Annotated in this window: 24 protein-coding genes; 14 read left to right on the forward strand and 10 right to left on the reverse strand. The window is 65.7% G+C overall.

Annotation, left to right across the window (positions count from 1 at the left end; all coding sequences use genetic code 11):
- The first annotated feature begins 88 nt into the window (after positions 1-88).
- From DFK10_RS02725 to DFK10_RS02740, 4 genes are all read left to right on the forward strand, one after another.
- Entirely contained in the window at positions 89-1,933 is a 1,845-nt protein-coding gene (locus DFK10_RS02725; RefSeq protein WP_109386627.1) for an ABC-F family ATP-binding cassette domain-containing protein, read from the forward strand.
- Positions 1,934-2,032: 99 nt separating this feature from the next.
- Complete coding sequence (locus tag DFK10_RS02730) at positions 2,033-2,659, forward strand: MarC family protein (RefSeq protein ID WP_109386326.1); 627 nt, start codon at positions 2,033-2,035, stop codon at positions 2,657-2,659.
- A gap of 16 nt (positions 2,660-2,675) precedes the next feature.
- On the forward strand, positions 2,676-3,254 hold the full coding sequence (locus tag DFK10_RS02735) for a retropepsin-like aspartic protease family protein (protein ID WP_109386328.1): 579 nt from the start codon (positions 2,676-2,678) through the stop codon (positions 3,252-3,254).
- Positions 3,255-3,488: 234 nt separating this feature from the next.
- A complete protein-coding gene (locus DFK10_RS02740) occupies positions 3,489-4,004 on the forward strand; it encodes a hypothetical protein (RefSeq protein WP_146193217.1) in 516 nt (171 codons plus the stop codon).
- Between the two features lie 390 nt (positions 4,005-4,394).
- Here DFK10_RS02740 and DFK10_RS02745 read toward each other — a convergent pair whose 3' ends face one another.
- Together DFK10_RS02745 and DFK10_RS02750 are read right to left on the reverse strand one after the other, a co-directional pair.
- Complete coding sequence (locus DFK10_RS02745; RefSeq protein WP_109386332.1) at positions 4,395-4,859, reverse strand: DNA polymerase III subunit chi; 465 nt, start codon at positions 4,857-4,859, stop codon at positions 4,395-4,397.
- Positions 4,860-4,863: 4 nt separating this feature from the next.
- Positions 4,864-6,330 carry a leucyl aminopeptidase gene (locus DFK10_RS02750; protein WP_109386334.1) on the reverse strand — a complete coding sequence of 489 codons (1,467 nt, stop codon included), beginning with the start codon at positions 6,328-6,330 and terminating at the stop codon, positions 4,864-4,866.
- Between the two features lie 161 nt (positions 6,331-6,491).
- On the opposite strand from DFK10_RS02750, the gene lptF reads away from it, so the two are divergent.
- From lptF to rsmA, 6 genes are read left to right on the forward strand one after another with little or no spacing between them, the layout of a single operon-like run.
- Entirely contained in the window at positions 6,492-7,628 is a 1,137-nt protein-coding gene (lptF, locus tag DFK10_RS02755; RefSeq protein WP_217810042.1) for an LPS export ABC transporter permease LptF, read from the forward strand.
- Positions 7,625-8,722 carry an LPS export ABC transporter permease LptG gene (gene lptG / locus DFK10_RS02760; RefSeq protein ID WP_109386336.1) on the forward strand — a complete coding sequence of 366 codons (1,098 nt, stop codon included), beginning with the start codon at positions 7,625-7,627 and terminating at the stop codon, positions 8,720-8,722. The genes lptF and lptG overlap by 4 nt, the downstream gene beginning before the upstream one ends.
- On the forward strand, positions 8,719-10,821 hold the full coding sequence (locus tag DFK10_RS02765; RefSeq protein ID WP_109386338.1) for an LPS-assembly protein LptD: 2,103 nt from the start codon (positions 8,719-8,721) through the stop codon (positions 10,819-10,821). Before lptG ends, DFK10_RS02765 begins: the two co-directional genes overlap by 4 nt.
- Before the next feature lie 26 nt (positions 10,822-10,847).
- Positions 10,848-12,047 (forward strand): peptidylprolyl isomerase, encoded by a 1,200-nt coding sequence (locus DFK10_RS02770; protein ID WP_109386340.1) that lies wholly within the window; start codon positions 10,848-10,850, stop codon positions 12,045-12,047.
- The gene (gene pdxA / locus DFK10_RS02775) at positions 12,047-13,018 is read left to right on the forward strand and encodes a 4-hydroxythreonine-4-phosphate dehydrogenase PdxA (protein WP_217810043.1); all 972 of its coding nucleotides are present in this window, start codon (positions 12,047-12,049) and stop codon (positions 13,016-13,018) included. Before DFK10_RS02770 ends, pdxA begins: the two co-directional genes overlap by 1 nt.
- A gap of 45 nt (positions 13,019-13,063) precedes the next feature.
- Positions 13,064-13,894, forward strand: a complete 831-nt coding sequence (gene rsmA, locus DFK10_RS02780) for a 16S rRNA (adenine(1518)-N(6)/adenine(1519)-N(6))-dimethyltransferase RsmA (protein ID WP_109386344.1) — start codon at positions 13,064-13,066, stop codon at positions 13,892-13,894.
- A 3-nt stretch (positions 13,895-13,897) separates the two neighbouring features.
- Here rsmA and DFK10_RS02785 read toward each other — a convergent pair whose 3' ends face one another.
- The 7 genes from DFK10_RS02785 to DFK10_RS02815 all read right to left on the reverse strand — a co-directional run bounded on the left by DFK10_RS02785 (position 13,898) and on the right by DFK10_RS02815 (position 20,504).
- Complete coding sequence (locus tag DFK10_RS02785; protein WP_109386346.1) at positions 13,898-14,425, reverse strand: DUF4167 domain-containing protein; 528 nt, start codon at positions 14,423-14,425, stop codon at positions 13,898-13,900.
- Between the two features lie 197 nt (positions 14,426-14,622).
- Complete coding sequence (gene prmC / locus DFK10_RS02790) at positions 14,623-15,399, reverse strand: peptide chain release factor N(5)-glutamine methyltransferase (protein ID WP_109386348.1); 777 nt, start codon at positions 15,397-15,399, stop codon at positions 14,623-14,625.
- Positions 15,396-16,451 (reverse strand): peptide chain release factor 1, encoded by a 1,056-nt coding sequence (prfA, locus tag DFK10_RS02795; RefSeq protein ID WP_109386350.1) that lies wholly within the window; start codon positions 16,449-16,451, stop codon positions 15,396-15,398. Before prfA ends, prmC begins: the two co-directional genes overlap by 4 nt.
- Positions 16,448-16,942 carry a DUF1499 domain-containing protein gene (locus DFK10_RS02800; protein ID WP_109386352.1) on the reverse strand — a complete coding sequence of 165 codons (495 nt, stop codon included), beginning with the start codon at positions 16,940-16,942 and terminating at the stop codon, positions 16,448-16,450. The genes prfA and DFK10_RS02800 overlap by 4 nt, the downstream gene beginning before the upstream one ends.
- A 3-nt stretch (positions 16,943-16,945) precedes the next feature.
- Positions 16,946-17,887 carry an agmatinase gene (speB, locus tag DFK10_RS02805; RefSeq protein ID WP_109386354.1) on the reverse strand — a complete coding sequence of 314 codons (942 nt, stop codon included), beginning with the start codon at positions 17,885-17,887 and terminating at the stop codon, positions 16,946-16,948.
- Between the two features lie 33 nt (positions 17,888-17,920).
- Complete coding sequence (locus tag DFK10_RS02810; RefSeq protein WP_109386631.1) at positions 17,921-19,297, reverse strand: aminotransferase; 1,377 nt, start codon at positions 19,295-19,297, stop codon at positions 17,921-17,923.
- A gap of 31 nt (positions 19,298-19,328) precedes the next feature.
- Positions 19,329-20,504, reverse strand: a complete 1,176-nt coding sequence (locus DFK10_RS02815; protein WP_109386356.1) for a M20 aminoacylase family protein — start codon at positions 20,502-20,504, stop codon at positions 19,329-19,331.
- Positions 20,505-20,673: 169 nt separating this feature from the next.
- Here DFK10_RS02815 and DFK10_RS02820 point away from each other — a divergent pair, with 169 nt between their 5' ends.
- The 4 genes from DFK10_RS02820 to DFK10_RS02835 all read left to right on the forward strand — a co-directional run bounded on the left by DFK10_RS02820 (position 20,674) and on the right by DFK10_RS02835 (position 23,366).
- Positions 20,674-21,309, forward strand: a complete 636-nt coding sequence (locus DFK10_RS02820) for an outer membrane protein (protein WP_109386358.1) — start codon at positions 20,674-20,676, stop codon at positions 21,307-21,309.
- A gap of 149 nt (positions 21,310-21,458) precedes the next feature.
- Positions 21,459-22,277: a nucleoside triphosphate pyrophosphohydrolase gene (gene mazG, locus DFK10_RS02825; protein WP_109386360.1), complete on the forward strand. Its 819-nt coding sequence runs from the start codon at positions 21,459-21,461 to the stop codon at positions 22,275-22,277.
- Between the two features lie 52 nt (positions 22,278-22,329).
- Positions 22,330-22,581, forward strand: coding sequence for a hypothetical protein (locus DFK10_RS02830; protein WP_146193218.1), 252 nt, complete (start codon positions 22,330-22,332; stop codon positions 22,579-22,581).
- 59 nt (positions 22,582-22,640) lie between these two features.
- Positions 22,641-23,366, forward strand: a complete 726-nt coding sequence (locus DFK10_RS02835; RefSeq protein WP_109386365.1) for an SDR family oxidoreductase — start codon at positions 22,641-22,643, stop codon at positions 23,364-23,366.
- Between the two features lie 90 nt (positions 23,367-23,456).
- Here the strand turns inward: DFK10_RS02835 and DFK10_RS02840 are convergent, their stop codons facing one another.
- Complete coding sequence (locus DFK10_RS02840; protein ID WP_109386367.1) at positions 23,457-25,271, reverse strand: ABC-F family ATP-binding cassette domain-containing protein; 1,815 nt, start codon at positions 25,269-25,271, stop codon at positions 23,457-23,459.
- Between the last annotated feature and the right edge of the window lie 25 nt (positions 25,272-25,296).

Here is a 25,296-nt window from a genome sequence, read left to right on the forward strand (position 1 = left end):
TGTGAATATCGCCGCGCCGATAGCATGGGGGGTGCGGCTTGAAAAGGTGCGATTGACGCGCCCCGCCGGCTCTGGCACCCCCTGCCCCATGCTACGGATCGAGGATATCTCCTATTCGGTCGAGGGCCGCCCCCTGATCGAGAATGCCAGCGCGGTCATCCCCACCGGCCACAAGGTCGGTGTCGTCGGCCGCAACGGCACGGGCAAGACCACCCTGTTCCGCCTGATCCGGGGTGAGTTGACGCTGGAGACCGGGCGGATCGACCTGCCCAAGGGGGCACGGATCGGCGGTGTCAGCCAGGAAGTGCCCGGCTCCGAGACATCGCTGTTGGACACGGTGCTTGAGGCCGATACCGAGCGTCTGGCCCTGATGGAAGAGGACAGCGACGATCCGGCCCGCATCGCCGAGATCCAGACCCGGCTTGCGGATATCGACGCCTGGTCGGCCGAGGCGCGGGCCAGCGCCATCCTCAAGGGGCTGGGCTTCACCGATGCCGAGCAACGCATGCCCTGTTCGGCCTTTTCGGGCGGCTGGCGGATGCGCGTGGCTTTGGCCGCCGTGCTGTTCTCGGCCCCCGACCTGCTGCTTCTGGACGAGCCGACCAACTATCTCGATCTCGAAGGGGCGCTGTGGCTGGAAAGCTATCTCGCGAAATATCCCCATACGGTTCTGGTGGTCAGCCATGACCGGGGCCTTCTGAACCGGGCCGTGGGCGGCATCCTGCACCTGGAAGACCGCAAGCTGACCTATTACGCGACCCCGTATGACCAGTTCGCCCAGCAACGCGCCGCGCGGCTGGCCGTGGCCGAGGCGCAGAACCGCAAGGCGCAGGAACGGGTCGCCCATCTGCAGAGTTTCGTCGACCGGTTCCGCTACAAGGCCTCGAAGGCGAAACAGGCGCAAAGCCGCCTGAAGATGATCGAGCGGATCAACCTGATCTCGACCCCGCAAGAGGCGGCCCTGCGCGCCTTTTCCTTCCCCGAACCCGAAGAGCTTTCGCCGCCGATCATCACCACGGACGGGGCCGCCGTGGGCTATGGCGACACCACGGTGCTGGACCGGCTCACCCTGCGTATCGACCAGGATGACCGGATCGCCCTGCTGGGGCGAAACGGCGAGGGGAAATCCACGCTTTCCAAACTGTTGGCAGGCAAACTTGATCCGCAGAAGGGCAAGTTCACCGCCCATAACAAGCTGCGCGTCGGCTATTTCGCCCAGCACCAGCTGGACGAGCTGCGCCCCGAGGAAACCCCGCTGGACCATGTCCGCCGCCTGCGCCCCGACGAGGCCCCGGGCAAGCTGCGCGCGCGCCTGGCCGGGTTCGGGCTGACGGCCGATCAGGCGGAACTGCCGGCGGCCAAGCTCTCGGGCGGTCAGAAGGCGCGCCTGTCGCTATTGCTGGCCACGATCGATGCGCCACACCTGCTGATCCTCGACGAGCCGACCAACCACCTCGACATCGAAAGCCGCGAGGCGCTGGTCGAGGCCCTGACCGCCTATTCCGGCGCCGTCGTGCTGGTCAGCCACGACATGCACCTGCTCAGCCTCGTCGCCGACCGGCTGTGGCTGGTCAAGGATGGCCGCGTCACCCCGTTCGAGGATGACCTCGACGCCTATCGCAAACTGCTTCTGTCCGGCGACAAACCCGCGAAAGCCGACAAGCCCAAACCCAAGGCCCCGCGCCCCTCGCGCGACAAGATCCTCGAATTGCGCTCGGAAGTGCGCAAATGCGAGGCCCGCGTCGCCAAGATCGAGGAGATGCGCGAGAAACTCGCCGCCAAGCTGGCCGATCCGGCGCTTTACGAAGAGGCGAAGGCGGGTGAACTTGAAACCTGGAACCGCAAATATGCAGAGGTGATGCAGGGGCTGGACCGCGCCGAAACCCTGTGGCTGGCGGCGCAGGAAAAGCTGGACGTGGCCGAGGCCGGCTGACGCCAGGGGGCGCTGCCCACAGCGGCTGTGTTCTCAACCCAAAGACGCCGGGCGGATCGGTGCTGGCGTCCGGCTGCGGGTCGCACTAGGGTCGGACCCATGATCGACATGGCCTTTCTCGTCACCGCCTTCGCCGCGCTTTTCGTGGTCATCGACCCGATCGGGCTGACCCCGATCTTCGTGGCGCTGACCCAGGGCATGAGCGCCGCCAAGCGTCGCGCGCTGGCCATTCGGGCCTGCGTCATCGGCTTCCTGATCCTGCTGGTCTTCGCACTGTTCGGCGAGGCGGTGCTGGGCTTCATCGGCATTTCCATGCCCGCCTTTCGCGTGGCGGGCGGTATCCTGCTGTTCCTGACCGCGCTCGACATGCTGTTCGAGCGGCGCCAGAAACGCCGCCGCGACCAGGCCGACGAGGAAGATGAGGACGACGAGGACCCGTCGGTCTTTCCCCTGGCCATTCCGCTGATCGCCGGGCCGGGCGCCATCGCCACGATCATCCTGCTGGTGGGCCAGACCGAGGGGCCGACCGGGTTCGCCGCGGTGATGGGCGTGTTGCTGGCGGTGCTGGCGCTGGTGATGGTGCTGTTCCTGGCCGCAGGCTTGCTGGAACGGCTGTTGGGCCGGGTCGGGATCAACGTGGTCACGCGGCTTCTGGGGATGTTGCTGGCGGCGCTGTCGGTGCAATTCGTGCTCGACGGGCTGCGCTCTTTCGGTTTGGGCGGCTAGGCCCTATCTATCCCCCATGACCGGAGATCAGACCGCATCCTTCATCTTCCTGGCCCTGCTCGGTGTGGCCATTCTGGGATCTTATATCGCCCATAGCCGCCTGAAGGGCAGCCAGATGCTGCAACAGGCGATGATCTGGGTGCTGATCTTCGTGGGCGCCATCGCGGCCGCCGGGCTGTGGCAGGACATGAAGGGCGATCTGACGCTGACCCAGGCCACGATTTCCGACAATATGGTCGAGGTGCCGCGCGGGCGTGACGGGCATTTCCACCTTGATTTGCAGATCAACGGCGTGACCGTCCCCTTCCTGGTGGATACCGGGGCGACGCAGGTGGTCCTGACCCGTGCCGATGCGGCCCGCGTGGGGCTAGACCCGGCAGAGCTGAATTTCATCGGCACCGCCTTCACCGCCAATGGCGAAGTGCGCATCGCTCCGGTGGTGCTGGAGAGGGTCACGCTCGGCCCGATCGAAGACCGCAACCTGCGCGCCACGGTCAATAGCGGGCAGATGGAACAGTCGCTGCTGGGGATGACCTATCTGAACCGGTTCGAGCGGATCGAGATCCAGAACGACCGGCTGGTTTTGACGCGGTAGGGGTGGCGTGCTTTCATGGCTAGATGTCCGCTGGCAGCCCTTTATGGACAGTCGTTCTGCACTTGCATCGGATGAGTCTGCCAGCAGGACGGGCGGGCAGTGTGCATTCGCTGAATGAGAATAAGGAAACTGGCAATGAACTGAAAGGGGACCTTAAATCTCGGGACCGTAGCTGTTGCCAAGGATTTGAGGTAGTCATCTTACTGACTACTCTACAGAGTGAGACCTGTTGGAATGTATGAAAGCGCTCCTCGGCGTACAGAACTGCGCAAGTTTGCTGTCACACTCAGAGACGCGCCCACTTGGCCCGTCAAAGAGGTGCCTTTCGAGCTTGAGCGCGCAATTTTCTATTCCGCAGTTGTGCTGAGGAAGCTGATCGAAGATCGAAAGCTCACTGACTCTTTCGCGGCTGAGAAACTCAGAGTTCGAGTCCACGCCGCCAACGCGCCGGAAAAATCCTCCTGGTGGCGCAACATGCCCGGCTCCGTCGAATTCGACTGGCAAAATGCTTCTGTAACTGACGTAGCAGTTAACGAACTTTGCTCCCAGATTGTACATTTATTCGGACGATATTGGTGGGTGGATGAGGATGATGAACTCAGTGGCATGGTTGTATGTTCCCACCGCCACCAAGACAGGCAAGGCTTCCATATTGGCTTCATCATGTGGGCTGGCTTGTTGGAAAAAGCAGCTAAGGATTGGCCGACACAACGCACGATACATGCAGGAGGTGAACACAAAGTCGAGTGAAGCGTTCTGAAGCTGATTGGCGCCGACCTGCCCCCGAAACCTCCCTCGTTCTGATGTAGTGCTTGCTCAACCTTTCGAAGGAGCAAACGGTTGGGAAGAACTAGTTTCACTGAGGCGCAAATCATCGGGATGATAAGAGAACAGGAAGCAGAGATGCCGACAGCGGCGAATGTCCGCAATTCGGGCTGCGACGGCAGCATCCCAACTGGTGGGTCAATGGGCGGTATGGGCCGTCAGTTCGATAAAGGCGAACATCGCCGCCAACTTTGCAAACCCCGCTCCCTGCGCAGAGCCGCCATCCCCGCCATCCCACCGAACGGTGCTTTGCGCCCTTCGCCACTCTCCGCAATTTCCGCGCCCTGCCCCCGATAAAAAACGGCCGGCCAGGGGTCAGCCCCCCGCCTCGGCCTTCATTTCCCAGCGGCCGCTTTCCTGAGACCAGTATTGCGCCGGGCAGCCGGCCTGGGTCAGGGCCTTCCACTGGTCGCGCGCCTGCTGCAAGGCCGCGCCGTCATGGCCGTCGAAGATCACGCAGACCCGTTCCATCGCCTGCACTTCCTCGGGGCTGACCGCCGCGCCGTCCACGGACATGACGCAGGTCGGGGCATTGGCGGCGCCCTCTCCCATCGTCAGCAGCACCGGCTGGTCGGCATCATGGGGGCCGCCGTCCAGCCCGTGCGGCAGGAACCCCTCTTCCGGGCCCAGCCACAGGGCGGCATCCAGCGCCTGCATCCGCGCGCCATCGACGCCCCGGACCTCGATGCGCCAACCGACCTCGCGCGCCTTGCCCAGCAACATGGGCAGGACGCGCTCCAGCGGCTGCGTCGTCAGGTGATAGAAATAGGCGGCCCCCATGCCCCTAGCCTTCGTAGCGATCCGCGATCAGCCGGTTGAGCGCCATCACCCCCCAGCCCGTCGCACCTTTGGGGGCGAGCGTCGTGTCCCTGGATTGCAGCGCCACGCCCGCGATGTCCAGGTGACACCACGGCACCTCGTCCTTGACGAAGCGCCTCAGGAACTGCGCCGCGGTGATCGACCCGGCCGGCCGGCCGCCCACGTTCTTCATATCGGCGATGCGGCTTTTCAGCTGGTCGTCATAGGCCTGCCCCATGGGCAATTGCCAGGCGCCCTCGCCCTCGGCCCCGGCGGATTTGATGAAATCGGCGGCCAGCTTGTCATCATTGCCGAAAACGCCCGCGTTTTCATGGCCCAGCGCGATTATCATCGCGCCGGTGAGGGTGGCCAGGTCGATCATGCCCGACGGCTTGAACCGGTCCTGCGCGTACCAGAGCACATCGGCCAGGACCATGCGTCCCTCGGCATCGGTATTGATGACCTCGATCGTGTCGCCCTTCATGGATTTCACCACGTCGCCGGGCCGGGTGGCATTGCCCGAGGGCATGTTTTCCACCAGGCCGACTAGACCCACCACATTGGCCTTGGCCTTGCGCAGGGCCAGCGTGCGCATGACGCCGCTGACAACACCCGCGCCGCCCATGTCCATGGTCATGTCCTCCATGCCCCCCGCCGGTTTCAGGGAGATCCCGCCGGTGTCGAAGACCACCCCCTTGCCGACCAGCGCAAAGGGGGCTTCGTCGCCGCCGCCCTTCCACTGCATGACCACCAGCTTGGAAGGGCTTACGCTGCCCTGCCCCACGGCCAGCAGCGCGCCCATCCCGAGCGTTTCCATATCGGCCTCTTCGAGGATCTCGACCTCCAGCCCGATCTCCTGCATCGCGGCCAGCCGTGCGGCGAAATCGTCGGTCGTCAGCACGTTGGCCGGCTCGTTCACCAGGTCACGGGTGAAGAACACCCCCTCGGCCACGGCGGCCATGGGGGCGGCGGCGCGGGCCAGCTCCTCGGGTTTGGAGGCCATGATGTCCACCGGGCCGGGCGCCTCTGCGGGGTCGGTCTTGTGGGTTTCGAATCCATAGCCGCGCAGCGCCAGGCCAAGCGACAAATCCGCCCCTCGGCCAGTGCTGCCCAGAAGAACCAGCAGGTCGCCCTTGCCCCGCGCCTTGGCCAGCTCGGCGCCGGCGCGGCGCGCCTCGTCCACGCTGGGCCGGCGCGGCAATTTCACGACCAGAACCGCCTCGGCGGCCATGCCGGCGGGCCAGTCCAGCGCCAGCACATCGCCGATCTTGGCCTTTTCGAACCGTTCGCTTTCGGCCAGGCGCGCCACGGCCTTTTTCGTCAGCGAATTCACCTTGCGCGCGCCTTGGTCCAGCTTGCCATCGGGCGTGACGACCACCGCGATGCGGCCGGCGCGATCGGCCAGCCCGTCCAGGTCGGTTTCGTGAAAGCGAATCTCGGCAGGTCGGGACATGCGGCGTCTCCTGTGGTGTGGGGGGTGTGGAATGCTGAGCAATTGGTAGCCTGCCCCCCGCCGGATGGCCAGAGAGCACTTGGGTTGCCCAAAAAACTGATATAGCGTCCCGCTACTGCCAGGACGGGCCATCGGCCCTAGACGAAACGGGGGAAAAACAGGTGCCGCGATTCGACCGCTACATGCTGTCGCAATTCCTCACCGTGTTCGGCTTCTTTTCCCTTGTTCTCGTGCTGATGTACTGGATCAACCAGGCGGTGCACCTGTTCGACCAGATCATCGCAGACGGACAATCGGCCTGGGTGTTCCTGGAACTGACCGCCCTCTCCCTGCCTGCCCTGATCCAGCTGGTCCTGCCGCTCGCCGCCTTCGCCGCCTCGGTCTACGTCACCAACCGCATGGCTTCGGAAAGCGAACTGGTCGTGGTCCAGGCCACGGGCTACTCCACCTTTCGCATGGCCCGCCCGGTTCTTGTCTTCGGGGCCATCGTGACCGGCCTGCTACTGATCCTGTCGCATGTGCTGGTCCCCGTCAGCCAGGGCCGGCTGATCGAGCGTCAGGCCGAGATATCGCGCAACCTGACCGCCCGGCTGCTGACCGAGGGGCAGTTCATGTCACCCTCGGCCGGGGTCACGCTGTTCGTGCGCGACGTCACCCCCGAGGGCGAGCTGCGCGACATTTTCCTGTCCGACAGCCGCCGCGAGGATCGCCATATCGGCTATACGGCCAGCCGTGCCTTCCTGGTGCGCGCCGAGGCCGGTCCGCAGCTGGTGATGATCGACGGGCTTGCCCAGACACTCGACAAGGACAGTCAACGCCTTTTCACCACCCGGTTCGATGATTTCGCCTATGACATCTCGGCCCTTGTCCCCGAGGTGGGCAATCGGCGCCGCTCGGTCCAGGAGGTCTCGACCTTCGAGCTGCTCAATCCTAGCCCCGCCCTGCAAGACGAAACCCGCCGCGATGCGGCCTACCTGCTGCATGCGGGTCACGAACGGTTCGCCCAACCGCTGACGGCATTGGTCGGGGCGTTCCTTGGCTTCGCGACGCTGCTCGTGGGCGGGTTCAGCCGGTTCGGCCTGTGGCAACAGATCCTGGGCGCGATTGCCCTGGTCGTGGTCATGAAATCCATCGAAAGCGCCGCTATGGGCGCCGCGCGCGCCAGCGTATCCGCCTGGCCGCTGACCTACGCAGGGCTGATCTTCGGCCTTGTCGCCGGGCTGACCCTGCTTTTCGTGAGCACCCGCCCCTACCTGTTGCGCCGCCGCCCGACCCTGCCCGCGGGGACCGGCGCATGATCCTGTTTCGCTACTTTTCGCGTCGGTTCCTGATCACGTTCGGCAGCACGTTCGCGGTCTTCCTGCTGCTGAACGGCTTTATCGACCTGGTGGAACAGGGGCGCCGCTTCGCCCGGACCGAGGCCGGTTTCGCCCAGATCCTCGGCCTGACGCTGCTGAACCTGCCGCAGGCGCTCTACCAGATGCTGCCACTGATCACAGTGCTCAGCGCCATCGCGCTGTTCCTGGGCCTTTCGCGATCCTCGGAGCTGGTCGTGACGCGCGCGGCCGGGCGCTCGGCCCTGCGCGCCTTCCTGGGGCCGCTTCTGATGACCCTGATGATCGGACTCGTGGCGGTTGCGGTCTTCAACCCGATCGTCGCGGCGACACTGAAGGAATACGAAGACCGGTCCTCTGGCCTGCGCCAGGACCCGTCCAGCATCCTGGCGATCTCGGATGACGGGCTATGGCTGCGGCAGGGCGATGCGGATCGACAGACGGTCATCCGCGCCGAAGCCACCAATCTTGACGGCACCGTCCTGCAAGACGTCACGTTCATCACCTTCACCCAGGCCGGCGGGCCAGTGCGCCGGATCGAGGCCGCCACCGCGCAGCTTGTCGAAGGGGCCTGGGAACTGACGCAGGCCAAGGCCTGGCCGCTCTCGGATGGCCGTGTGGCCGAACAATGGGCGACCACCCATCCGACCTTGCGCATTCCCTCGACACTGTCCGCCGACCAGATCCGCGACAGTTTCGGCACGCCCAGCTCGATTCCGATCTGGGACTTGCCCGCCTTCATCAACCGGCTCGAAGCCGCCGGGTTCTCCGCGCTGCGTCACCGCGTCTGGTTCCAGATGGAACTGGCCCAGCCCTTGTTCCTCTGCGCCATGATGCTGATCGCCGCCGGCTTCACCATGCGCCATCAGCGCGGGCGGCGCGTGGGCCTTCTGGTGCTGACCGCGGTGATCCTGAGTTTCGGGCTGTATTTCCTGCGCAACTTCGCGCAAATCCTGGGCGACAACGGCCAGATCCCCGTGGCACTGGCCGCCTGGGCACCGCCCCTTGCGGGAATAGCGGCCTCGCTGGGGCTGCTCTTGCACCTGGAGGACGGATGATACGGCGGATTGCCCTGGTCGTTCTGCTATGGCTCTGGCCGCTGGCGCTTGCGGCGCAGGCCCCGGCCACGCTGGTCGCCGACCGGATCCTGGTGCAGGACAGCGGCAACCAGCTGATCGCCGAAGGAAATGTCGAGGTCTTTCATGATGGCACCCGCCTGTCAGCGGCGCGCATCACCTATGACCGCAGCACCGACCAACTGGCGATTATCGGTCCGATCTTCATCCGCACCGCCGAGGGCGAAATCCTGACCGCCGACCGCGCCAGCCTCGACGCCCGCCTCGAAAGGGGCCTTCTTCGCGGGGCACGGCTGATCCTGGACGAACGGCTGCAACTGGCCGCCGACCGGATCGACCGGGTCGACAGCCGCTACACCCAGCTGACGCGGACCGCAGCGACCTCGTGCAAGGTCTGCGATGACGGCCGGCCGCCGCTATGGGAAATTCGCGCCGGCCGGGTTGTCCATGACAGCGAGGCGCGCCAGCTCTATTTCGAGGATGCCCAGTTCCGGGTCTACGATCTGCCCATCTTCTGGCTGCCCCGCATGCGCCTTCCGGACCCGACCCTGACCCGGGCGACCGGCCTGCTGATCCCGGAACCCCGGGCCACCGACCAGCTCGGGCTGGGCATCAAGCTGCCCTATTTCATCCGCCTCGGCGATCACCGCGACCTGACCCTGACGCCCTACCTGTCACCCGAAACCACCACCTTGGATGCGCGCTACCGGCAGGCCTATCTGAACGGGCTGATCGAGTTGCGCGGCGGCATCACGAACGACACCCTGACCGATGCGCCGCGCGGCTATCTCTTTGCCGAAGGAGCATTCCGACTGAAGGATGGCGGCATATTGCGCTTCGACGTGGAGTCGGCCTCGGATGACGCCTACCTGCTGGATTACGACATCAGCGGGGCCGACCGTCTGGACAGCGAGCTCAGCTATACCCGCGTCGAGGACCGGCAGATGCGCCGCGCCCATGTGACGCTCTACCAGAGCCTGCGCGCCGCCGAGGACAATGACCGTCTGCCGCCGGTCGTGGCCGAAGCGGCCTGGGAACGGCGCACGACGCCGTCCATCGGCGGGACGTTGACCTTCGGCGGGGCATTGGAAGGCCATCTGCGCACGCTCGATGCCGGGCCGGACGGCCTGGGCGACACATTGCGCGCCGGGGCGACGCTGGATTGGCGCCGGTCTTTCGTCACCCGGCCGGGTCTGATGATCGAAACCGAGGCCGGGCTGCGGCTGGACCATTACGCCTTTTCCGACGATGCGCTGGCCGATGACACGACCCGCACCCGGACGCAGCTGGGAACCACCCTGCGCTACCCGTTGATCCGGAAGGGCCCGCAGGCCACCCACCTGCTGGAGCCGGTGCTACAGTTTGCCTGGTCCGACCAGTCGGGCGGTGCCGTCCCGAACGAAGACAGCTCCACCGCCGAGTTCGACCAGACCAGCCTGCTGTCCCTGTCGCGATTCCCCGGAGAGGACGCCACCGAAACCGGCGCCCGCGCCGCCCTGGGCCTGAGCTGGGCCCGGCGCGGTGACCGGGGCTGGAACAGCCGGCTGACCTTCGGCCGGGTATTGCGGGACCGGGCAGAGCCGGACTTCACCCACACCTCCGGCCTCGACGGCACGGCGTCGGACTGGCTGATTGCCGCAGCGCTGGAAAGCCCGGAAGGTCTGGCACTACAGGGCCGGACCCTTGTCGATGACGCGGCGCAGGTCACCCGCGCCGAGGCCTTGCTGGACTGGTCCAACGCCCGGCTCGACCTGACCGCCGGCTATATCTTCCTGCCCCCCGACACCGAGGAGGACCGGGCCGACCCGGTGCGCGAGATCAGCTTCGACGGCACCTACAGGTTCAACGAAAACTGGTCGGCGGGACTGGACATGCGCTATGATCTGGCCGCCGGGTCACCCTCGCAGGCGGGGCTGGATGTCGGCTGGCGCAACGAATGTGTCACGGTCGATTTTTCGGTGTCGCGCCGCTTCACGTCTTCGACTAGTGTGCAACCGACAACCGATTTCGGCCTGCTGGTGGGGCTTACCGGGTTTTCCGCCGGGCGCGTTGGCGCCAGCCCCGGACGCTGCCAGGACTGAGACACTGACCAAATCAAGAGGTTCCAATGCGTGCCCTTCTGTCACTGATCGCCCTCTTCGCCACGCTGGCCCTGCCGGTGCAGGCACAATTCTCACCGGCGATCACGGTGAATGACAAGGTCATCACCCAATACGAAATCGACCAGCGCGCGCGGATGCTGCGCGTGTTCAACAGCCCAGGCAATCTGGCCGAACTGGCGCGTGAACAACTGGTCGAGGAACGCCTGAAGCAAGAGGCGCTCGATCAGGCCGGGATGCGCTTGACCGAGGATGGCCTGCAGCGGGCAATGGCGGATTTCGCCGCGCGCGCCAACCAGGAGTTGGAGCAGTTCCTGACGGTGCTCGCGCAGAACGGCATCGACGAGGAAACCCTCCGCGACTTCGTGCGGATCAACGTCACCTGGCGCGACTTCATCCGGTCCCGATACGGGGACCGGGCCCAGATCTCCGAGGCAGAGATCGACCAGGCCCTCGGCCAGTCCGAGGGGGGCGCCGGGATCGAGGTTCTGCTGAACGAGATCATCATCGCCGCCCCGCCACCCGAGGCCGCCCGCGCCATGGCCACAGCCGAACGCATCAGCGAGATCACCTCCTTCGCGGCCTTCGAGGCCGAAGCGCGCCGTGTCTCCGCCCTGCCCTCGCGTGAACGCGGCGGGCGATTGAACTGGCTGCCGATCAGCAATTTCCCCGCTCCGCTGCGGCCGATCTTCCTGGGGCTGGCCCCGGGCGAGGTGACCGACCCGCTGCCCATCGAGAATGGCGTCGCCCTGTTCCAGCTGCGCGATGTGCGCGAGGTGCCGCGCGCCCCGGCTGCCCCCGCAGCCATCGAATACGCGGCCTACTTCATCGACGGGGGCCTGTCGGATCGGGCGATCGCGCGGGCTGAACGCCTCTCGGGGCAGGTCGATACCTGCGACGATCTTTACGGCGTGGCCCAGGGCCAGCCGCCCGAAGTGCTGCAGCGCGACGCGCTGCCGCCTGCCGAGATCCCCGAGGACGTGGCCTTGGAACTGGCCAAGCTCGACCCGGGCGAAACCTCCTACGGGCTGACCCGGGCCAACGGCGAAACGCTGGTCTTCCTGATGCTGTGCGGGCGCACCGCTACCCTTGAGACCGAGCAGGACCGCGACGCGATCCGCAACCAGTTGCGCTCGCAGCGGCTGGAAGGCTACGCGGACGCGCTGCTGGCCGAACTGCGCGCCTCGGCCCGCATCGTCGAGAATTGATGCGGCCCATCGCGGTCAGCTGCGGCGAACCGGCCGGGATCGGGCCCGAGATCGCCGCAGGGGCCTGGGCCGCCTTGCGCGACACGGTGCCGATCCTGTGGATCGGTGACCCGGCCCACCTGCCCGAGGGCACGCCCTGGCAGGCTGTGGCGAGCGCGGACCAAGCCAAGACGGCCGCCGCGACGGCCTTGCCCGTTCTGGCCCAGGATTTCGGGGCACCGCGCCGCCCCGGCACGCCGGATCCCGCCCATGCGCCCCATGTGATCGCCGCGATCGAAGCGGCCGTGCGCCTGGTCGATAGTGGGGATTGCGCGGCGCTCTGCACCGCGCCCATTCACAAACAGGCGCTGATCGACGGGGCCGGGTTCGCCTATCCCGGTCACACGGAATTCCTGGCCCATCTGGGCGGCGCCGACCGGGCGGTGATGATGCTGGCCAGCGATGCACTGCGCGTCGTGCCCGCGACGATCCATATCCCGCTGGCCGAGGTGCCCCAGGCCCTGAGTGCGCGCGGCCTGACCGACACGATCCTGATCACCCATGCCGCCCTGATCCGTGATTTCGGCATTCCCGCCCCCCGGATGGCCGTTGCCGGGCTGAACCCCCATGCGGGCGAAGGCGGCAAGATCGGCCGTGAAGAGATCGAGATGATCACCCCGGTGCTGGACGCCCTGCGTGCCGAGGGGCTGGACATTGCCGGCCCGCTTTCCGCCGACACGATGTTCCATGGCGCCGCCCGCGCCCGCTATGACGTGGCGATCGCCATGTATCACGACCAGGCGCTGATCCCGATCAAGACGCTGGCCTTCGACGAAGGCGTGAACGTGACCCTTGGCCTGCCGTTCATCCGCACCTCGCCCGACCATGGCACGGCCTTCGACATCGCCGGGACCGGCACCGCCAACCCCGCCTCGATGATCGCGGCACTTCGCATGGCCGCGCGAATGGCCGAGGCCCGGCATGGGCGGTGAGCGGCCCTCCGGGGGGAGTTTATTGCCAAGATGAAGAGAGAGAAAATGGATGACCTGCCCCCGCTGCGGGACGTGATCGCGGAACATGGCCTGTCGGCCCGGAAGGCGCTGGGGCAGAATTTCCTGCTGGACCTCAACCTCACCGCCAAGATCGCCCGCATGGCCGGGTCGCTGCACGATCATGACGTGCTGGAAATCGGCCCCGGCCCCGGCGGCCTGACCCGGGGCCTGCTGTCCGAGGGGGCGCGGCGCGTGGTGGCGGTGGAAAAGGATGCCCGCTGCCTGCCCGCCCTGCAGGAGATCGCCGCCGCCTATCCGGGGCGGCTGGAGGTGCTGAATGCCGACGCGCTGGACATCGATCCGGGCGCGCACCTGACCCCGCCCATCCGCATCGCCGCCAACCTGCCCTACAACGTGGGCACGGAATTGCTGGTGCGCTGGCTCACGCCGCCGGATTGGCCCCCCTTCTGGGACAGTCTGACTCTGATGTTTCAAAAGGAGGTGGCGCAGCGAATCGTCGCCGCCCCCGGGTCGAAAGCCTATGGCAGGCTGGCGATCCTGGCCCAGTGGCGGACCGACGCGGAGATCGTCATGGAATTGCCGCCGCAAGCGTTTTCACCGCCGCCCAAGGTGCATAGCGCCGTCGTCCACCTGACGGCCCTGGCCGAACCGCGCTTTCCCGCGGATGCAAAGACATTGGAAATGGTGGTGGCCAAGGCCTTCAACCAGCGGCGCAAGATGCTGCGCGCCGCGTTGAAGGGCCTGCGCCCGGATATCGAGGACCGGCTGATCGCGGCCGGGATCGCGCCAACGGACCGCGCCGAACAGGTGGACCTTGAACGGTTCTGCGCCCTTTCGCGGGCCATGGATGGCTAGGGTCTACTCGGCCGCTTCGGTCGTGCCGCCGCTCTTGTCACCGCCCTCAGCGTTCCCGCTGTCTGATTGATCACTGCCCTTTGGCTTGCGGGGTTTGCGCTTGGGCTTCGGCCTGGGGGCGTTTTCCGGGGTCTCGACGAGGCCCGTCTCGCTGCCGCCCTGATCCGAGCTGCCCTCGCCGGAGGCCGCGGCTTCCTGCGCCTTGAGCCGTTCAGCGCGTTCGCGATCGCGCTCGGCCTGGCGTTCGCGGTTCTGGCGTTCCTGTTCCTCGCGCTTGGCCTCGACCTCGCGCTGTGCCTCGGCCAGCAGGCGCAGGTAATGCTCTGCGTGCTGGGCGAAGTTCTCGGCGTTCACGCGGTCACCGGCCAGCACGGCATCACGATGCAGCTGCTGGTACTTGTCGATGATCTGTTGCGGCGTGCCACGCACCTTGCCTTCGGGGCCCGAGCTATCGAAAACCCGGTTGATGATATTGCCGCCCGAGGGCCGGTTGTTGCGGTTCTTCCGCGACCTGGATCGTGAGGATTTCATGAACGTCTGGTTCCAGCTGTGTTTCTTGTCGAGGCCCGACCCCGCCTCATGCGGGGGTCTTTGGGTTCGGTGGCCTGCGATGTTCTGGCTATGGTCGAAGAGCGGGCGAACCCACGTCCATCCGACACCTCTGACTAAGCATTGGGGGGCGGGTTCCGCAAGGGGATTCGGACGAAAAGGCCTCGAAATGCGATGATTCAGCGCTTTGTGGGCACCATTGTGCCGATCACGACACGGTCGCGCCCGTCGATATCCGGGCGGATTTCGACGCTTTCCAGCCCCGCCGCCTCGAACATCGCGGCAACCTCGGCGCCCTGAGTGGGGCCGATCTCCACCATCAGGCGACCGCTCGGGGCCAAGTGCGCGGGCGCGCCAGAGACCAGCACACGATAGGCCGATAACCCGTCGCCCTCGTCCGTGAGCGCCATGCGCGGCTCGTAGGACAGTTCCGGTTGCAGGGCCGCCATCTCGTCCGCCGCGATATAGGGCGGGTTCGACACGATCAGGTCGAAACTGCCCGAGACCGCCTGCCACCAGTCAGACCGGATCAGTGCGGCCCGGTCCTGCACCCCCAGCCGCCGGGCATTGCGCCCGGCCACGGCCAGAGCTGCCTCGGACAGGTCCGTGCCCAGACCCGTCGCGTGATTCCGTGCGGCCAGAAGGCTCAGCACGATGCAGCCGGATCCGGTGCCCAGGTCCAACACCCGCGAGAACGGGGCCTCCAGCGCCGCCGCCACCAGTGTTTCGGTATCGGGGCGCGGGTCCAGCACGTCCGCCGTCACTTCGAAGCGGTGCTCCCAGAAATCCCGGTAGCCCAGAATGTGCGACATCGGTTCTCCAGCGGCCCGACGGGCGGCCAGTTCCGCGAGGGAGACGCCACGGTCCTCGGCGATGCGGGTCAGCTTGCGCGCCTCGCGACGGGCATCGGCAAGCCCGGCCTCGGCCAGCCTTTCGGCGGCCTCAGCCTCGGTCACCCGCCCATCTCCGCCAACATTGTGGCTTGCGCGTCCTGGATCAGCGCGTCGATGATCTCGTCCAGATCGCCCGCCATGACCTTGTCCAGCGCATAGAGCGTCAGATTGATCCGGTGGTCGGTCATGCGGCCCTGCGGAAAGTTGTAGGTGCGGATGCGTTCGCTGCGATCGCCCGACCCCACCTGCAAGGCCCGCGCCTCGGACCGTTCGTCATGGGCCTTCTGCCGTTCCATGTCGAACAGCCGGGTCTTGAGCACCTGCATGGCGATCTCGCGGTTGCGGTGCTGGGATTTCTCGGACGAGGTCACAACGATGCCGGTGGGCAGATGGGTGATGCGCACCGCCGAATCGGTGGTGTTCACATGCTGCCCGCCAGAGCCGGAGCTGCGCATCGTGTCGATCCGCAAGTCATTGGGGTCAATACGGATATCGACATCCTCGGCCTCGGGCAGAACCGCCACGGTCGCCGCCGATGTATGGATGCGGCCGCCGCTTTCAGTTTCGGGCACGCGCTGCACCCGGTGCACGCCGGATTCGAACTTCAGCCGGGCAAAGACACTGTCGCCACTGATCCGGGCCGTAACCTCCTTGATCCCGCCCAGTTCGGTCTGGGCCTCTTCCAGCACCTCGAATTTCCAGCCTTTGCCCTCGGCATAGCGCTGGTACATGCGCAGCAGGTCGCCGGCGAAGAGCGCCGCCTCTTCGCCGCCCGTGCCGGGGCGGATCTCGATGATGGCGGGGCGGCTGTCGGCGGCATCCTTGGGCAGCAACGCCAGCTTCACGGCCTGTTCCAGCTCGGGCAGTTTCTCGCGCAGCTCTGGCAGTTCGGCCTCGGCCAGTTCCTTCATTTCGGGATCGTCCAGCATCGCTTCGGCGCCTTCGATCTCTTCCATAAGGGACTTATAGGCACGGACGGTTTCGACCACCGGGCGCAGCTCGGCGTATTCGCGGCTGACCTGGGCGAAGTCGTCACCGGACAACCCCTCGGCCATGCGGGCTTCGAGATATTCGAAACGGTCGGTGATCTGGTGCAGTCGGTCCTGGGGGATCATGGGCCTGCTTTTGCCTTTTCGCCGGGGCTTTGCAAGGCCCCCTCGGGCATGGCCCCCAGCCAGGCCCGCACGCGGGCGGCGTTGACGCCCAGATCGGACTGGCCGAAACGCAGCCGCGCGTGGAGGGTCAGGGTCGTGGCCCCATCCGCCTGCGGGTCATCATCGGTGATGTAGACGGTGGTATAGTCCGGAAAGCCCCAAAGCGCGGACCGGGTGACATAGGTGACGAAGCCCGCCTCGGCGCTACCCGCCAACACCGTGGTCCGGGGCGTTTCCTTTGCGATGCGGTCCAGCGCCTGCAGGACCACGGCCGGATCGCCTGTGACCACCCGCCGAGCCTCGAATCCGCCGGGGGACGGGTAATCGCCCGGCGCTTTCGGATAGGCAAAACGGTGCCAACGGTCAGCATCGCTGGGCGCAACCCGCACATAGGCGGCCCCCATGACCAACAGAAGGACAACGAGAACGATGAGGACGACGAACCAGCGCATGGATCACCGATAGGTCACGCCAGGCAGGATGCAAAGCAATTCGTATAGGATATTGGCCCCGGTCAGCGCCGTGTTGCCGGATGGATCATAGGGGGGCGACACCTCGACAAGATCGCAGCCCACCACGTTGAGACCGCGCAGCGCCCGGATCAGCTCCATCGCCTGAGGCGTGGTCAGTCCGCCGATCTCGGGCGTGCCGGTGCCGGGGGCATAGGCAGGATCGAGGCTGTCGATGTCGTAAGTGATATAGCAGGGCTGATCGCCGATCTGCGCCACGATCTCCTGACCCAGCCCGGTCAGCGATTTATGCCACAGGTCGGGCGCCAGCCGCTGGTTGAAGCCCCAACCGGCTGCCTCGGTGAAATCCTCGGCCGAGTAGCCCGTGCCACGCAGGCCGATTTGCCAGACTTTATAGGGATTTATCAGGCCTTCTTCGTGGGCGCGGCGAAACACGGTGCCATGGGTTTCACGCATGCCGAACATCTCGTCATTCACATCCGCATGGGCATCCACATGGACCAGCGCAACGGGGCCGTGTTTGCGGGCCATGGCGCGCAGGATCGGCAGGGTCAGCGCATGGTCGCCTCCGATCCCCATTGGGATCACCGGGTGCTGCAACAACGCGTCGTAATGGGACTCGATGATCTTCAGGCTGTCGGCAAGGCTGAACGTATTGATCGCGATATCGCCGGTATCGGCGCAATTCAGGCTGTCGAATGGCGCCGCCCCGGTCTGAAGATTGTAGGGCCGGATCATCGCGCTTTCCTGCCGGACCTGTTTCGGCCCGAACCGCGTGCCGCTGCGCCATGAGGTGCCGATATCCATGGGGATTCCGACAAATGCCACGTCCAGCCCCGCCGCGTCAGCCTGTTCCGGCAGCCGCATGAAACTTTGCGGTCCGGAAAAGCGCGCCAGGTCGTTGCCGCTGATGGGTTGGTTGGGCATATGCTTATCCTTCAACGCCTTGCAGCGCGATGTTCATCCGATCTTGACGCCGTCGCGAACCAGCTGATCCGTGACCTCAATGATCGCTGCACGCAGGATTTCGGCAACGAAGTCGATCTGGTCCGGCGTGATGACAAGCGGCGGCGACATGACGTTGAGCGACCCCATGGGCCGCACGATCAGGCCCCGCGCCTCGGCCGCGTCGGTGATGCGGCGGCCAATGTCGATGCCTTCGTCAAAATCCCGCCGTGTCGTCTTGTCGGCGACGTTTTCCACGCAGCCGATCAGGGTATGGCCGCGCACGTCGCCCACGATGGGCAGGTCCTCCAGCCCGTGCAAGGCCTGCTGGAACAGCGCCCCCATCTCCTTGGCATGGGACAGAAGCCCTTCATCCTCGATGATCTCGATATTCTTGAGCGCGGCGGCGCAGGCCACCGGATGCCCCGAATAGGTAAAGCCCGACGTATACCAGCGATCGCCTGACATATCGAGCCAGAGATCATCGGAGAATATAACGGCGCCAATCGGTTGATAGCCAGAGCTCAACCCCTTCGCACAGCAGATGATATCCGGCGTCACGCCGTAGATCGTCTCCGACGCGAACCATTCGCCGCAACGCCCGAACCCCGTCACCACTTCGTCGGCAACGAAGAGGATGCCGTGACGCTGGCAGACCTCCCACATCCGTTTCAGATAGCCGGGGGGCGGCACCAGCACCCCACCCGAGGCCTGGATCGGTTCGGCGAAGAAAGCCGCGATCTTCTCGGCGCCGACCTCTTCGATCTTGGCCTCGAATTCGGCGATCAGGCTGTCCTCGAACTCTTCGACACTCATTCCTTCAGGGCGGCGATAGACGTAAGGCGCCTCGACATGGTGGATCGTGTCGGATTTGTAGGTGAATTCCGGCGACCGGTCCCCATCGCGCATGCCCAGCGACATCGAAACGAAGGTCGAGCCATGGTAGGAATGTCGCCGCGCGATGACGTGGGTGCGGCCCTCGAAGCCCCGCGCCGCCTGAACGAACTGCACCATGCGATAAGCACTGTCGATGGCCGTGGAGCCGCCGGTGGTGAAATGCACCCGATTCAGGCCCTCGGGCGCGATCTGCGCCAGTTTCGCAGACAGGAGCGCCTGCGGATCATGGCTCTGATCGACGAAGGTATTGGCAAAACCCAACCGCTCGGCCTGTTCGGCAATGGCCTGCGCCATTTCCTTGCGGCCCAAACCGATATTGGTGCACCACAGCCCGCCAACCGCATCGAGATAGCGCTTGCCATCCACATCCCACAGGTCACACCCCTTGCCACGGGTTATGACCATGGGGCCGTCCCGTTCAAAGCTTTCGAAATGGGTCCAAGGGTGCAGGGCGTGCGCCTTGTCGAGCGCGGCGAGGTCATTGTGCTGTGTCATGCGCATATCAGACGCCAGCGCCGCGACGGCGTCAATCCCGCTCGGCACCCATCGGCAGGGCCCGTTCGACGGCACGCGCCAGGAAACTGGCCCCCACGGGGGCGGCCCGGTCGTCGAAATCGTATTCTGGATGATGCACCATGGCGGTTTCACCATTGCCGAGGAACAGGTAGGCGCCCGGCACCTTTTCCAGGAAAAACGCGAAATCCTCGGCGCCCATTTCCTTGACCCCGTCGCCCTCGACCGCGTCCGGCCCGACGATCTCTTCAGCCACTGAAACAGCGAACCCGGCCGCCTCCGGATCGTTGATCGTCGGCGGATACCCTTCTTCATAGTCCAGCCGCGCGGTCACGCCGAAGCTGGCCGCCTGCCCCGCGACGATCTCTTCCATGCGGCGTTTGACCATGGCCTGAACCTCCTTGTCGAAGGTGCGCACCGTGCCGCCAAGGTAGGCGGTGCCGGGGATCACGTTGTCGGCGCTGCCGGCATGGATCATCGTCACCGACACCACCAGATCATCGAGCGCGTAGTGATTGCGGCTGACGATGGTGGCCATGGCCTGCCCGATGGACAAGGCCGCCGGGATCGGGTCCAGCGCATCATGCGGATAGGCCCCGTGCCCGCCCTTGCCGGTGATATGGACGTGAAAGGTATCCACCGCAGCCATGACCGCACCGCGCGTGGTATAGAACTGGCCCAGCGGCACACCGGGCATGGTATGCAGCGCATAGATCTCGCGGATGCCAAAGCGGCCCAGCACCCCTTCCTTCACCATCAGCTCGGCGCCGTCGCCAACCTCTTCGGCGGGCTGGAACACAAGCGCGACACGGCCCGCGAAATTACGCGTTTCGGCCAGGTAGCGCGCGGCCCCCAGCAGCATAGCCGTATGCCCGTCATGGCCACAGGCATGCATCTTGCCGGGCCGCGTGCTGGCCCAGTCGGCGCCGGTCGCCTCTTCGATGGGCAGCGCGTCCATATCGGCCCGAAGGCCCACCGTGGGCCCCGCACCCTGCCCTTCGATGATCGCGACGACACCGGAGACCGCGATCCCCTCGTGGATTTCATCGACGCCGAATTCCTTGAGACGGCCCACGACATAGGCGGCGGTCTCGTGGCACTCCTGGCCGAGTTCGGGATGCTGATGGATATGACGCCGCCATGCGGCCATCTCGTCCGCGAAGCCGGCAATGCGGTTGATAACAGCCATGGGCATATGCCTTTTGAAGTTGCGTTGAGCCGGTCGCCGAGACAGCGTTTTGGGGTCACGCGTTGCATCACGGGAACGGGTCGGACCTTCATCCCCGCCCCACTGGAATCGCGCGCTCTTGGTATGTTAGCTCCACTGAACAGAAACAACGATTTCAGGAGGGGAGACAATGCGTTTTTTTGTTTTCACAGCCTTTGCCGCTGTCACCGCGTCAACCGCCGTTGCCGGTAACATGAACGAGGCGACACCGGCGCCGGCGCCCACGCCGGTTCAGGCGACACCTGAAGTGGCTGACTTCTCGGGTGCCTATGCCGGGATAGGCTATGGCGTGGCGCAGGGCGAGATCGGCTTCAACGGTGCCGACGACGACTACGAATTCAACGATGGCATGGTCGTCTCGGCCTTCGGCGGCTACAATTTCCAGCAGGGCAACTTCGTCTATGGTGGAGAGATCGCCTTTAACAGCATTTCGGATCTTTACGTGCCCGGTGGCTTTGGCGACGACGACCATATTGAGTCGCTCATCGACCTGCGCGCGCGCGCCGGTTATGTCGTAGGCAACGCCATGATTTACGGGGCGCTGGGTTACTCCTTTGGCGACTATGTCGAGAACCCCGGCACCTCTGCCACATTCAGGATGAATGGGCCAGCCGTGGGCGTAGGTGCTGATTACAAGATCTCTGAGAACCTGTTCATCGGGGCCGACTACATGCTGCGCAAGCTTGACGGGAACGAAATAGATACTGACCAGCCGGCCGCCTCGAACGTGTCGACCATCAACCTGAGGGTCGGCTACAGCTTCTGAAAAGAAGGTCTGGTCTCACGGAAGGGGCGACGGTGTGTTAACCGCCGCCCCTTTCTGCATTGGCGTCCGGCCCACGCGGCCCCGTGCATCGCCCCTTGGCCCCCGGCACCGGTCTGGTAGGGTCCGGCTGCTATCGAAGGGACGAAACCATGAGCGACGACCTGATCCGCGACACCCGGCCCGAGGTGCAGATGGACCGCCTGCTGGAAATCATGCGACGGTTGCGTGACCCGGACTCGGGCTGTCCCTGGGATATCGAACAGAGTTTCGACACGATCGCTCCCTACACCATCGAAGAGGCCTACGAAGTCGCCGATGCCATCGCCCGCGACGACATGGCCGACCTCAAGGGCGAGTTGGGCGACCTTCTGTTCCAGTCCGTCTTTCACGCGCAAATGGCCGAGGAGGCCGGGCATTTCAGCTTTGCCGACGTGGCCCGCACCATGTCCGACAAGATGGTGGCGCGGCATCCGCATGTCTTCGGCGCCGACAATCGCGAGAAATCCGCCGAACAGCAGACCCGCGACTGGGAGGCCGTCAAGGCGGCCGAACGCGCCCGGCGCGGCGAGACCCGCACGCTTGACGGGGTGGCCATCGGCCTGCCGGCGCTGCTACGGGCGCTGAAACTGCAGAAACGGGCAGCGCGGGTTGGATTCGACTGGCCGCAGGTGACGCAGGTCATCGACAAGATCGCCGAAGAATCGCGCGAACTGGCCGAGGCCCGCGACAGCCTGTCCGCCGACGGCATCGAGGACGAGATGGGGGACCTGCTCTTCGTCATGGCCAACCTGGCCCGGCACCTCGATGTCGACCCGGAGGCCGCCCTGCGCCGCGCCAACGCCAAGTTCCAGCGCCGCTTCGAGGCCATCGAGGACGCGCTCGCACATAACGGCAAGACCCCGGGCGAAAGCACCCTCGACGAGATGGACGCGCTCTGGAATGCCGCGAAGCGGGCGGAAAAGACCTGACTGCGGCAGCTTGGCGCATAGTGCGCACGGCCGCGGTCCCTATCTGCCTTGCATGAGCATCCTGACCCCCATTCCCCCCGCCCAGCCCTGGTACGCCAGGGCCTTCTATCGCCTGCCCGTCATCGGGTGGCTGGCCCGTGACCTCGCCTTCGGCGACAAGGACAATATCTGGTATTTCCTGGTGATCGTGCTGACCGGCGTGATCCTGTCCGTCGCCGCCTGGGGCTTGCCTGCGCTGGTCATGATCGCCCTGACCTATGTGCCGGTCCACATGGCTCTGATGGCGATCCTCGCCCGGCCCTGACCGCTTGCGCCCAAGCGCCGGACTTGGCAAACCCTTCTGGTCAACAGGAGGGTTCTTCGATGCAGATCACGCAGGCCAAGGCCATCGTCACCGGGGGCGCCTCCGGCTTGGGCGCGGCCACCGCGCGGCATTTGCGCGCCCAAGGGGCACAGGTCACGATCCTGGATCGCGACGATGCCTCCGCGCTCGCGCAAGAGATCGGCGCCGGCTACGAACAGACCGATGTGACAGACGAGGTGTCGGTCACCGCGGCGCTCGATGCGGCAACCGCGCAGATGGGCGGCCTCAACGCGGCCATCAACTGTGCCGGGATCGCCACCAGCGAAAAGACCCTCGGCCGCGACGGGCCGCATGCGCTCGACAGTTTCCGCCGCACGCTGGACATCAACCTGACCGGCAGTTTCAACGTCGCGCGGCTGGCGGCGGCGCGGATGACCACCGGCGGCGTTATCGTCGACACCGCCTCGATCGCCGCCTTCGACGGGCAGAAGGGCCAGCCGGCCTATGCCGCGTCCAAGGCCGGGATCGCGGGGCTGTCGCTGCCCATGGCGCGCGATCTGGCGCGGAACGGCATCCGGGTCATGGCCATCGCGCCGGGCATCTTCCGCACCCCGATGCTGGAGGGCCTCGGCGAAGAGGTCATGCAGACCCTCGCCCGCGACGTGACCTATCCCCAGCGGCTTGGCGATCCCGATGAATTCGCCGCCCTCGCCCGGTTCATCCTGGAATGCGATTACCTCAACGGCACCACGATCCGGCTGGACGGCGCGTTGCGGATGCCCTGACCCTCATCTTGCCGAAAATACTCCGGGGGAGTCCGCGTCAGCGGACGGGGGCAGCGCCCCCTGTTCGATCCGGACAAGCGCGCGCAGCGCTCAATCTGATTGCGCCTTCTCCTCCAGCGACAACCACTCGTCCTCCGCCGCCGACAGCTTCTCCTGGCGCTCGGCCAGCGCCTCGGTGGCCTTCTTGAACTTGACCGGTTCGCGCGTGAACAGCTCGGGATCGGACAGCAGGTCTTCCAGCTTGCCGATCTCGGCCTCGAGCCTTTCGATCACGCCGGGCAGCTCCTCCAGCCGGTGTTTCTCGGTAAAGGACAGCCCGACCGGTTTCCTGGGGGCGGGACTGGCCGGTTTCCCGGCCTTGCGCCTTGGTTTTTCGACAGGGGCCGGCGCGCGGTCCTCGCCCCGCTGCGCCTGGTAGTCGCTCCAGCCCCCGGCATAGAGCACCGCGCGTCCGTCGCCCTCCATCGCGACGGTGGTGGTCGCCACGCGGTCGATGAAATCCCGGTCGTGGCTGACCAGCAGGACCGTCCCCGCGTAGTCGCCCAGGATGTCCTGCAACAGGTCCAGCGTCTCGATGTCCAGGTCGTTCGTGGGTTCGTCGAGCACCAGCAGATTCGATTCCTGCGCCATCAGCTTGGCCAGCAAGAGCCGGGCCTTCTCGCCACCCGACAACGCGCGCACCGGGGCCCGCGCCTGGGCCTCGTCGAACAGGAATTCCTTGAGATAGCCCACCACATGCTTGGGCTGGCCACGCACCATCACCTGGTCGGCCTTGCCGCTGACGCGCATGCTCGGGTCGCCGGTCAGGCTGTCCCAAAGGCTCATGTCGGGATCGAGCTGCGCGCGGGCCTGGTCGAACACCGCAACCGACAGGTTCGTGCCGTGTTTGACAGTTCCGGCATCGGGTTCAACCTCGCCCAGCAACATCTTGATAAGCGACGTTTTTCCAACACCGTTCGGCCCGACAAAGGCAACCCGGTCGCCGCGCTGCACCGTCAGGTCGAACCCCTTGACGATGGCCTTGCCGTCATAGGCTTTCGTCAGCCCCTCGGCCTCGATCACCTTCTTGCCGCTCTTGGGGCCGTCTTCCAGCGCCATGGCGGCGGTGCCCTGGCGGCGGATCATCGCGGCGCGCTCCGCGCGCAAGTCCTGCAACGCCCGCACCCGGCCCATGTTGCGCTTGCGCCGGGCGGAAATGCCCTCGACAGCCCAGCGGGCCTCGGCCTTGATCTTGCGATCCATCTTGTGGCGCTGCTGGTCTTCTTCCTCCCAGACCTTGTCGCGCCATTCCTCGAAACGGGCGAAGCCGCGTTCCTGGCGGCGCACCTGTCCACGGTCGATCCAGAGCGTCGCCCGTGTCAGCGCCGACAGGAAGGCTCTGTCATGAGAAATCAAGACAAATCCGGCCTTTGTCTGGGACAGTTCATGTTCAAGCCAGCGGATTGCCTGGATGTCGAGATGGTTCGTCGGCTCATCAAGAAGCATCAGATCGGGCGCCTCGGCCATCAGCCGTGCCAAGGCCGCGCGGCGGCGTTCCCCGCCCGAGGCCAGGTCCGGCGCCTGGTCCAGCCGCACCTTCAGCCCCTCGGCCACCGCCTCGACGCGCCAGGCCTCGCCCGGTTCCAGCCCGGCGGCGGCGAAATCGCCCAGGGTGGCGAAACCGGCCATGTCCGGGTCCTGTTCCATGTAGCCGACAGAGAGGCCCGGCGGCACCACGCGGGTGCCCGTGTCGGGTTCAACAAGTCCCGCCATCACCTTGAGAAGCGTCGATTTTCCCGATCCGTTTCGCCCCACCAGCGCAACCCGGTCACCAGGCTGCACGACCAGAGACAGGTCATCGAAAACGGGATCGCCGCCGAAGGTCAGCGAGATGTCGGAGAGCTGCAGAAGCGGAGCGCGGGCCATGCCTGCCTGCTATAACCGGCGCGCC

It is taken from the genome of Salibaculum griseiflavum, assembly GCF_003129565.1.
GTDB lineage: Bacteria > Pseudomonadota > Alphaproteobacteria > Rhodobacterales > Rhodobacteraceae > Salibaculum > Salibaculum griseiflavum.

Coding starts and splice junctions, on each gene's coding strand:
- DFK10_RS02725 (WP_109386627.1), top strand. CDS start 89: ATGCTACGGATCGAGGATATCTCCTATTCGGTCGAGGGCCGCCCCCTG.
- DFK10_RS02730 (WP_109386326.1), top strand. CDS start 2,033: ATGATCGACATGGCCTTTCTCGTCACCGCCTTCGCCGCGCTTTTCGTG.
- DFK10_RS02735 (WP_109386328.1), top strand. CDS start 2,676: ATGACCGGAGATCAGACCGCATCCTTCATCTTCCTGGCCCTGCTCGGT.
- DFK10_RS02740 (WP_146193217.1), top strand. CDS start 3,489: ATGTATGAAAGCGCTCCTCGGCGTACAGAACTGCGCAAGTTTGCTGTC.
- DFK10_RS02745 (WP_109386332.1), bottom strand. CDS start 4,859: ATGGGGGCCGCCTATTTCTATCACCTGACGACGCAGCCGCTGGAGCGC.
- DFK10_RS02750 (WP_109386334.1), bottom strand. CDS start 6,330: ATGTCCCGACCTGCCGAGATTCGCTTTCACGAAACCGACCTGGACGGG.
- lptG (WP_109386336.1), top strand. CDS start 7,625: ATGATCCTGTTTCGCTACTTTTCGCGTCGGTTCCTGATCACGTTCGGC.
- DFK10_RS02765 (WP_109386338.1), top strand. CDS start 8,719: ATGATACGGCGGATTGCCCTGGTCGTTCTGCTATGGCTCTGGCCGCTG.
- DFK10_RS02770 (WP_109386340.1), top strand. CDS start 10,848: ATGCGTGCCCTTCTGTCACTGATCGCCCTCTTCGCCACGCTGGCCCTG.
- pdxA (WP_217810043.1), top strand. CDS start 12,047: ATGCGGCCCATCGCGGTCAGCTGCGGCGAACCGGCCGGGATCGGGCCC.
- rsmA (WP_109386344.1), top strand. CDS start 13,064: ATGGATGACCTGCCCCCGCTGCGGGACGTGATCGCGGAACATGGCCTG.
- DFK10_RS02785 (WP_109386346.1), bottom strand. CDS start 14,425: ATGAAATCCTCACGATCCAGGTCGCGGAAGAACCGCAACAACCGGCCC.
- prfA (WP_109386350.1), bottom strand. CDS start 16,451: ATGATCCCCCAGGACCGACTGCACCAGATCACCGACCGTTTCGAATAT.
- DFK10_RS02800 (WP_109386352.1), bottom strand. CDS start 16,942: ATGCGCTGGTTCGTCGTCCTCATCGTTCTCGTTGTCCTTCTGTTGGTC.
- speB (WP_109386354.1), bottom strand. CDS start 17,887: ATGCCCAACCAACCCATCAGCGGCAACGACCTGGCGCGCTTTTCCGGA.
- DFK10_RS02810 (WP_109386631.1), bottom strand. CDS start 19,297: ATGACACAGCACAATGACCTCGCCGCGCTCGACAAGGCGCACGCCCTG.
- DFK10_RS02815 (WP_109386356.1), bottom strand. CDS start 20,504: ATGGCTGTTATCAACCGCATTGCCGGCTTCGCGGACGAGATGGCCGCA.
- DFK10_RS02820 (WP_109386358.1), top strand. CDS start 20,674: ATGCGTTTTTTTGTTTTCACAGCCTTTGCCGCTGTCACCGCGTCAACC.
- mazG (WP_109386360.1), top strand. CDS start 21,459: ATGAGCGACGACCTGATCCGCGACACCCGGCCCGAGGTGCAGATGGAC.
- DFK10_RS02830 (WP_146193218.1), top strand. CDS start 22,330: ATGAGCATCCTGACCCCCATTCCCCCCGCCCAGCCCTGGTACGCCAGG.
- DFK10_RS02835 (WP_109386365.1), top strand. CDS start 22,641: ATGCAGATCACGCAGGCCAAGGCCATCGTCACCGGGGGCGCCTCCGGC.
- DFK10_RS02840 (WP_109386367.1), bottom strand. CDS start 25,271: ATGGCCCGCGCTCCGCTTCTGCAGCTCTCCGACATCTCGCTGACCTTC.